The sequence below is a fragment of the Variovorax boronicumulans NBRC 103145 genome, assembly GCF_001591345.1.
Taxonomy (GTDB): Bacteria; Pseudomonadota; Gammaproteobacteria; order Burkholderiales; family Burkholderiaceae_C; genus Variovorax; species Variovorax boronicumulans.
This window is the reverse complement of record NZ_BCUS01000177.1, coordinates 1-8,633: the sequence shown is the minus strand read 5'-3', so window position 1 is coordinate 8,633 and position 8,633 is coordinate 1. Positions and strand designations below refer to the sequence as shown.

At 66.3% G+C, this 8,633-nt stretch carries 8 protein-coding genes and 1 pseudogene; 5 read left to right on the top strand and 4 right to left on the bottom strand.

The features are described from left to right. The 4 genes and pseudogenes from VBO01S_RS29525 to VBO01S_RS29510 all read right to left on the bottom strand — a co-directional run. A pseudogene (locus VBO01S_RS29525) lies at positions 1-602 on the bottom strand (apolipoprotein N-acyltransferase); the annotation flags it as partial. Then, positions 602-1,480, bottom strand: a complete 879-nt coding sequence (locus VBO01S_RS29520; RefSeq protein ID WP_062482253.1) for a CorC family transporter — start codon at positions 1,478-1,480, stop codon at positions 602-604. The pseudogene VBO01S_RS29525 and the gene VBO01S_RS29520, both read right to left, overlap by 1 nt. Before the next feature lie 90 nt (positions 1,481-1,570). Continuing rightward, on the bottom strand, positions 1,571-2,299 hold the full coding sequence (locus VBO01S_RS29515) for a GNAT family N-acetyltransferase (RefSeq protein WP_062482250.1): 729 nt from the start codon (positions 2,297-2,299) through the stop codon (positions 1,571-1,573). A gap of 109 nt (positions 2,300-2,408) precedes the next feature. Continuing rightward, positions 2,409-2,882 (bottom strand): Lrp/AsnC family transcriptional regulator, encoded by a 474-nt coding sequence (locus VBO01S_RS29510; protein WP_062482247.1) that lies wholly within the window; start codon positions 2,880-2,882, stop codon positions 2,409-2,411. 156 nt (positions 2,883-3,038) lie between these two features. On the opposite strand from VBO01S_RS29510, the gene hppD reads away from it, so the two are divergent. The 5 genes from hppD to VBO01S_RS29485 form a co-directional block, all read left to right on the top strand. Continuing rightward, positions 3,039-4,166 (top strand): 4-hydroxyphenylpyruvate dioxygenase, encoded by a 1,128-nt coding sequence (gene hppD, locus VBO01S_RS29505; protein WP_062482244.1) that lies wholly within the window; start codon positions 3,039-3,041, stop codon positions 4,164-4,166. Positions 4,167-4,195: 29 nt separating this feature from the next. Further along, positions 4,196-5,008, top strand: a complete 813-nt coding sequence (locus tag VBO01S_RS29500; RefSeq protein WP_062482242.1) for a transporter substrate-binding domain-containing protein — start codon at positions 4,196-4,198, stop codon at positions 5,006-5,008. Positions 5,009-5,028: 20 nt separating this feature from the next. Then, entirely contained in the window at positions 5,029-5,901 is an 873-nt protein-coding gene (phhA, locus tag VBO01S_RS29495; protein WP_062482239.1) for a phenylalanine 4-monooxygenase, read from the top strand. A 127-nt stretch (positions 5,902-6,028) separates the two neighbouring features. Then, complete coding sequence (locus VBO01S_RS29490) at positions 6,029-7,720, top strand: AMP-binding protein (protein ID WP_062482236.1); 1,692 nt, start codon at positions 6,029-6,031, stop codon at positions 7,718-7,720. Beyond that, positions 7,713-8,633: MBL fold metallo-hydrolase (locus VBO01S_RS29485; RefSeq protein ID WP_255221236.1), on the top strand; the 921-nt coding region annotated here is incomplete at its 3' end. The genes VBO01S_RS29490 and VBO01S_RS29485, both read left to right, overlap by 8 nt.

Genomic DNA, 8,633 nt, shown 5'->3' with positions numbered 1-8,633 from the left:
ACCAGGGCCGCCGCGGCGCCGATGCCGTACACGCCGACCCACGGCGCCAGTGCGGCCAGCGGGCCGTCGACATGGGCATAGCCGCCCGCGCCCCAGGGAAAGCCGGTGAACCAGCTGCCGCGCACGAGCTCGGCCAGCGTCCACAGCGCGGCGAACACGAAGGCGCCCGCGATGCGCCCTGCCGGCCCGCGCACCACGAACCAGGCGCAGGCCACGGCGTAGTAGAGCCCGAGCGCCGCCGCCAGCGCGAGCACGGCGATCACCGCCAGCGGCGCCGGCAGCCCGCCGTAGGTGTGCATCGAGATGAAGAGCCACCAGAAGCTGCCGGTGAGCCAGGCGGTCGCGAACACCCAGCCGTGCAGGCCGGCGCGGCGCCAGCCCGCGCCTTGGGCGCGCAGGCCGTCGAGCAGCCAGACCAGCCCGGCCAGCGACAGCAGCTGCAGCCACCACAGCGGACGGCCATCGCCCGGCCAGGCGATGGACAGGGCCTGCGCCACGCCTGCCAGGCCGAAGCCGAGCAGGCGAAGCAGCCCGGAGGCAGCGGAGGAAGGGGGAGAGGTGGGCGAGACGCGGGCCGGGGCCGCTGCTGCGGGCGCCGGCATCAGTCGGCCGCGTCGCCGCCGCGCGCCGGCGACACCCGGAACCAGCGCACCGCGCCGCCCTTGGTGTGCAGCACGACGAAGTCGAAGCCGCCGATGGCGTGGTGCTCGCCGCGCTTGGGCACGTGGCCCATCTCGTGCGCGATGAGTCCGCCGATGGTGTCGAAGTCTTCGCTCAGCTGTTCTTCGTTGAAGACGATGCCGAAGGCCTCGGCCACGCGCTCGATGGGCGTGTCGCCCGAGACGCGGTAGGTGTGGTCGGCCAGGCCGAAGATGTCGCCCTCGTCCTCGGCGATGTCGAACTCGTCTTCGATCTCGCCGACGATCTGCTCGAGCACGTCCTCGATGGTGATGAGGCCCGCCACGCGGCCGAACTCGTCGATGACGATGGCCAGGTGGTTGCGGTTGCCGCGGAATTCGCGCAGCAGGTCGTTCAGGCCCTTGCTCTCGGGCACGAAGGTGGCCGGGCGCAGCAAGGCGCGGATGTTCAGGCCCGGCGCGCGCTGCAGCTTGAGCAGGTCTTTCGCGAGCAGGATGCCGATGATGTTTTCTTTTTCGCCCTCGTAGACCGGAAAGCGCGAGTGCGCGGTCTGGATCACGGCGTGCAGCAGCGCGTCGAAGGGCGCGTCGATGTTCACGAGGTCCATGCGCGGCGCCGCGACCATCACGTCACCGGCCGTCATGTCGGCCATGCGCAGCACGCCTTCGAGCATCACGCGCGATTCGGCGCCGATCACCTCGTTGTCCTCGGCATCGGCGAGGGTTTCGATCAGCTCGTCGCGCGAATCGGGGCCGGGGTGGATGAATTCGGCGAGCTTCTGGAGAAAGCCACGCTTGTCTTCCCGTTCAACGGGAGCGCGTTCAGGGTGAGGGTCGGCCACTGCGGGAGGGCGGAGTTGAAGAGAGACAAGGATAACGGATTGCGCATGACAGGCTCTACCGTCCGGCCGGCATAGGCCGCCCTCGCCCGCTCAGGGGGCCGATTTGCTGCGCGCGTCGCGCATGCCGCTGCGCACTTCCTGCAGGCTCGCCAGGAAGGCCCAGAACTGCTTGGCGCGGCTCTTGAGGGCGAAATCGACGGCGGCGTAATGCTCCAGCGCGATCTCGCTCATGCGGCTGTCGAAGGTGGCGGTGGGCAGCTGCAGGTGGGCTTCGGACTCCGAGCCGCTGCGCACCACGGTGGCGCCGGCGTTGCGGGCGATCTTGAGCATGGCGGCGTTTTCGCTCAGCGCATGGATGAAGAGCATGCCCACGCCTTCGTTGCGCGCGGCGACCACGGCGCGTTCGAACAGGCGCGCGCCATAGCCGCGGCCGCGGGCGTGCGACGACACGGACACGCCGAATTCGGCGCAGTCGCTGTGCTGGTCGCCGGGCGCGTAGGCCACGTGCGCCATCGCGATCAGGTCGAGGCGGCGGTTGTAGATGCCGAAGAGTTCATCGCGGTCGAAGTCCAGGCCTTCGACATAACGCAGGACCTGCTCGTCGGCCGCGGCATAGCCGAAGCGCAGGTAGCGGTCGTGCGGCGTCAGGTCCAGCAGGTGGCGCGCGATGCGTTCGCGTTCGCGCGGGCCGATCGAACGGATCGGCACCATGACGGGTGGGGGCGCGCTGACGGCGCGCGGTTGCGCCTCAACCATCGGCGCCTTCAGGAAAGAGCCGAGGCCGAGAGACGCTTTGAGGAGGGTCTTGGCGGTAAGCATGGCTCCAATGTAAGGGTTTTCCCTTAATCACCAAGCCCGCAAGGACACTTTCTGGACGCATTCGTGACTCGATACCAGAGTCCGTGGTGTTTACGCAACCAATTTGTGGTTAAACGGGCACAGATGTTGTGGCTTTGACACGATCGAGCACAAAGCTGGTCTTGCAGTCTTCGACGCTGGGGTGCTTCAGCAGGGTGTCCATGATGAAGCGGCTGTAGTGGGCCATGTCGGCCACCACCACGCGCAGCAGGTAGTCCATGTCGCCGGTGAGGGCCGCGCACTCGACCACCTCGGGCCAGGTCTGCACGCTGGCGCGGAACAGGTCCATGGGGTTGCGCTTGTGGGTTTCGGTGTGCTTTTCGAGCCGCACGTTCAGGTAGGCCGTGAGGCCCAGGCCGACCGCCTCGGGCTGGACCAGCGCCACGTAGCGGTCGATGACCTTGTGCTCCTCGAGCCGCTTGACCCGCCGCAGCACGGCGCTGGGCGACAGGCTGACCTGCTCCGCGATCTGGTCGTAGGTGGCGCGGCCGTCTGCTTGCAGCATGCGCAAAATGAGCCGATCTATCTTGTCGAGTGCTTCCATTTCTTCATTTTTGCAATTTTACTGCGTCATGGCCACCCATGGCGCCCAGAAACGCAGAAAACCTGAACGCCTTCCGACCTACAGTGCAGCACGGCCCGAATCCGGGCCTTTGTTTTCCTTTCTGCACAACTTCCCCACTTTTCGGAGACAGCATCCATGAGCCACGCCGACGCCCCCGCCTTCACGCCCTGGGAGAACCCGATGGGCACCGACGGCTTCGAATTCATCGAGTACGCGGCACCCGATCCGGTCGCGATGGGCAAGGTGTTCGAGCGCATGGGCTTCGTGGCCATCGCCAAGCACCGCCACAAGAACGTGCTGCTGTACCGCCAGGGCACGATCAACTTCATCCTGAACGCCGAGCCCGATTCGTTCGCGCAGCGTTTCGCGCGCGAGCACGGCCCGAGCGTGTGCGCCATCGCCTTCCGCGTGCAGGACGCCAAGCAGGCCTACGAGCGCGCCACCGCGCTGGGCGCCTGGGGCTTCGCCGACAAGGCCGGCCCGGGCGAGCTGAACATCCCCGCCATCAAGGGCATCGGCGACAGCCTGATCTACCTGGTGGACCGCTGGCCGGGCAAGAACGGCGCGCAGCCGGGCGACATCGGCAACATCGGCTTCTACGACGTGGACTTCGAGGCGCTGCCGGGCGTGTCGTCGCAGGACGCGCTGGCGCGCAAGGGCAATGGCCTGACCTACATCGACCACCTGACGCACAACGTGTACCGCGGCCGCATGGACGTGTGGGCCAACTTCTACGAGAAGCTCTTCAACTTCCGCGAAGTGAAGTACTTCGACATCGAGGGCCAGGTGACGGGCGTGAAGAGCAAGGCCATGACCAGCCCCTGCGGCAAGATCCGCATCCCGATCAACGAAGAAGGCAAGGAACAGGCCGGCCAGATCCAGGAGTACCTGGACATGTACAAGGGCGAGGGCATCCAGCACATCGCCATGGGCTCGGACAACCTGTACGAGAGCGTCGACGCGCTGCGCGCCAACGGCGTGACGCTGCTGGACACCATCGACACCTACTACGAGCTGATCGACAAGCGCATTCCCGGCCACGGCGAAAGCGTGGCCGAGCTGAAGAGCCGCAAGATCCTGATCGACGGCAAGAAGGACGCGCTGCTGCTGCAGATCTTCAGCGAGAACCAGCTGGGCCCGATCTTCTTCGAGTTCATCCAGCGCAAGGGCGACGACGGCTTCGGCAACGGCAACTTCAAGGCGCTGTTCGAGAGCATCGAGCTCGACCAGATGCGCCGTGGCGTGCTGAGCGCCGCAAAATAAGGCGCTTCACCACTGCCCTGGAGCCCGGCATGCGCCACGCGTCTTCTTCGACTGTCGTCACTTCCTTCGTCGCGGCAGTTGCCGCTGCTGTCGTGCTCGCGGGCTGCGCCTCGGCGCCGTCCGCGGCCGGCCCGGGTGCCTCGCACCTGGACACGGTGCAGAAGGCGGCCGTGCTGCGCATCTGCACGCCGGGCGACTACCGGCCCTTCAGCTTCCAGAAGGCCGACGCCTCGTTCGAAGGCATCGACGTCGACCTGATGGCCGGCTTCAGCGCCAGCCTCGGCGCCAAGCCCGAGTGGGTCAAGACGACGTGGGCCAATCTGCTGCCCGACCTGGCCGCGGGCAAGTGCGACATCGCCGTGGGCGGCGTGTCGGTGACCACCGACCGCCAGAAGCGCGCCTTCTTCAGCGCACCCTACATGGTCAACGGCAAGACGCCCATCGCGCGCTGCGCCGACGTGGCCAAGTACCAGAGCGTGGCGGCCATCGACCAGCCGTCGACCCGCGTGGTCTTCAACCCGGGCGGCAGCAACGAACGCTTCGCCCGCACCAACTTCAAGCAGGCCAGGCTCACGCTGCACGGCGAGAACGTCACGATCTTCGACGAGATCCTGGCCAACCGCGCCGACGTGTTCGTCACCGAATCGGCCGAGGCCATCACGCAGCAGAAGCTCAAGCCCGGGCTGTGCGCGGTGAACCCCGACAAGCCGCTGCAGTACGGCGAGATGGCCTGGATGCTGCCGCGCGACGACGTGGCTTTCAAATCGTATGTCGACCAATGGCTGCACCTGCAGCAAGCCGGCGGCGACTTCCAGCGCGTGATGGACCGCTGGCTCAAGTAACCCGAGAAACCGAACGCCCCATGGATACCCCCGCCGCCGTTGTCACCCCCGCCGTCTATGGCGCATCCGATCGTCCGCCGCGCGGCGACTACTCGCGCGGCGGTTCGGTGCAAGCCGACTACACCTGCCCGCAGGACTGGGCCAGCTACACGGCGGCCGACCATGACACCTACAAGCGGCTGTACGAACGCCAGGCCGCGCAGCTGACGGGCCTGGCCTGCGATGCCTTCATCAAGTCGCTGCCGCTGCTCGGCGTGAAGGACCGCATCCCGCGCTTCGAGGAACTCAACGAGCGCCTGCACCGCGCCACCGGCTGGGAGATCGTCGCGGTGCCGGGGCTGATTCCCGAGCTGCCCTTCTTCACGCTGCTGGCGAACCGCAAGTTCCCGGTGACCGACTGGATCCGCAAGCCTGAAGAGTTCGACTACATCGTCGAGCCCGACGTGTTCCACGACCTGTTCGGCCACGTGCCGATGCTGTTTGACCCGACCTTCGCCGACTACGTGCAGCGCTACGGCCAGGGCGGCATCAAGGCGCACGAGCTGGGCGCCGGCGAGAAGCTGGCGCGGCTGTACTGGTACACGGTCGAGTTCGGCCTGATCCGCCAGCCCGAAGGCCTGCGTGCGTACGGTGCCGGCATCCTGAGTTCGGTCGGCGAGCTGCAGCACGCGGTACGCAGCCCCGCGCCGCATCGCCTCCCGCTCGACCTGCTGCGCACCATGCGCACGCAATACAAGATCGACACCTACCAGGCCAACTACTTCGTGATCGAGAACTTCGCGCAGCTTTTCGACCTCACGGCGCCCGACTTCACGCCGCTGTACCGCGCGCTCGAGGTGCAGCCCGACATCCCGGCCGGCGTGCTGCTGCCGGGCGAATCCGGCAACGCCTGATCGCTTGTTCATGGCCCGGACGCGCGCGGCGGCTATCGCCTGCGCGACACCGGGCACACGCCCCTAGGACAAGCCCGCTGGCGGGTGGGAGGCATTGGCTCCCACAATCCGCGCCAAAGGAGCTTGCATGCAGACATCCGCGCGACAGAACTACCCGGCCGGCGTGCCGCACGAGATTCATCCGGAGCAGTACCGCTCCCTGCCTCACATGTTCGACGAGGCTTTCGGCCGCTACAAGGACCGGCCGTTCTCGGTCTGCATGGAGCGCTGGATGTCGTACGGCGAGCTCGACACGCTCTCGAAGGCGATGGGTGCCTGGCTGCAATCGCAGGGCCTCGCGCCCGGTGCGCGGGTGGCGATCATGCTGCCCAACGTGCCGCAGTTCGCGGTCACGATGTGCGCCGTGCTGCGCGCGGGCTACACCTGCGTCAACGTCAATCCGCTGTACACGGCGCGCGAGCTGGAGCACCAGCTCAAGGACTCCGGCGCCACCGCCATCGTCATCCTCGAGAACTTTGCCGCCACGCTCGAACAGGTGATCGAGCGCACGCCCGTCAAGCACGTGGTGATGACCGCGATGGGCGACCTGCTCGGCGGGCTGTACGGCACGTGGATCACGGTGGCCGTGCGCCACCTGGCCAAGATGGTGCCGCCCTACAAGCTGCCGCTGAGCGACGGCCGCACGGTCACGCCGTTCAAGCAGGCGATTGCCGAAGGCCGCGGGCGCACGCTCGGGCCCGATCAGAGCACGCTCGATTCGATCGCCTTCCTGCAGTACACGGGTGGCACCACCGGCCTGTCGAAGGGTGCGGTGCTGACCCATCGCAACATCGTGGCCGCCACGCTGCAGGCCGAGGCCTGGTTCACGCCCGCATTGGCGCGGGCCGGCGACCTGGCGAAGGTCAACAGCATCGCCGCGCTGCCGCTGTATCACATCTTCGCGCTGACGCTGTGCCTGCTGGTGATCCGCCAGGGCTCGCACATGACGCTGATTCCGAACCCGCGCGACTTCAACAAGTTCGTCGCGGTGCTGAAGAAGCGGCCCTTCCACATGCTGCCGGCCGTGAACACCTTGTTCAATGCGCTGCTGATGCACCCGGAGTTCAAGACGGTCGACTTTTCGACGCTGTTCGTCTCGCAGGCCGGTGGCATGGCTGCCTCCGAAGGCACGGCGCGCAAGTGGTTCGAAGCCACCGGCTGCCCGATGATCGAAGGCTGGGGCATGAGCGAGACCTGCGCGATCGGCACCAACAACCCGGTGTCGAACACGAAGTTCACGGGCACCATCGGCCTGCCGTTGCCGAGCATTGAGATCGCGATCAAGGACGATGAAGGCCAATCGCTGCCGATCGGCCAGGCGGGCGAGCTGTGCATCAAGGGGCCGAACGTGATGACCGGCTACTACAACCAGCCCGCCGAGACGGCGGCTGCCTTCACGGCCGACGGCTTCATGCGCACCGGCGACATCGCCGTGATGCAGGAAGACGGCTACAGCCGGATCGTCGACCGCAAGAAGGACATGATCCTCGTGAGCGGTTTCAACGTGTTCCCCAACGAACTGGAAAACGTGATCTCGCTGTGCCCTGGCGTCGTCGAATGCGCGGCCGTGGGCGTGCCGGACGAGAAGCAGGGCGAAGCCATCAAGGTCTTCGTGGTCCGCAAGGACCCGACGCTGACGGAAGACGCCGTGCTCCAGTACTGCAACGGACAGCTCACCGGCTACAAGCGGCCGAAGCACATCGAGTTCCGCGAGTCGCTGCCCAAGACCAACGTGGGGAAGATCCTGCGGCGCGAGTTGCGCACCAGCGCCGGTGCCTGAGCGCGTGGGGCGCCACCGGGAAGCCAGCGCCGGGCTGCCGGCGAATGTCATCGTGTTCGAGCGGGGCTGGCTGTCTTCGAACAACATCCTCTTCGTCGGAGCCGAGGAAACGGCGCTGGTCGACACCGGCTATGCCACGCATGCCGATCAGACGCTGGCCCTGGTGGAGTCGGTGTTGGGCAAACGTCCACTCGATCGGGTGCTGAACACACATCTGCACAGCGATCACTGCGGGGGGAACGCGGCGTTGCAGCAGCGTTATCCATCGCTGCGGACGGACATTCCGCCTGGAGAGGCTGCGCTGGTCGAGCGATGGGATGCGCAAGGCCTGAGTTTTCTTGCGACGGGACAGAGTTGTCCGCGTTTTGCTTTCACCGGGCTGCTCGAGCCTGGCACTGAACGCCTGCTGGGAGACAGCGCGTGGCAGGTGCATGGGGCTCCAGGTCACGATCCGCACTCGGTGATCCTGTTCAACCCGGTGTCGCGGACCCTGATTTCAGCGGATGCGCTCTGGGAGAATGGGTTTGGCATCGCCTTTCCTGAACTGATGGGCGAATCCTCGTTCGGGGACATTGCGGCGACGCTCGATTTGATCGAGAAATTGTCACCACGGCAGGTGATTCCGGGGCATGGCGGTGTCTTCACCGATGTCGAGCGCGCGTTGCAGACGGCGCGCAAGCGTTTAGCTGGCTTAGAGCGAGACCCAGTGAAGCACGCGCGTCACGCGATGAAGGTGCTGATGAAGTTCAAGCTTCTGGAGCTGCATGCGGTGCCGTACGCTGAGTGGGATGCGTGGCTTGCTGGGACGCCGTATTTCGAGCGGATTCGGGCTCGATTCTTTGCAGAAGAGTCGTTGGAGGCTCTGACTGGAGATCTGCTGGCAGAGCTGGTTGCGGTTGGCGCAGCACAATCC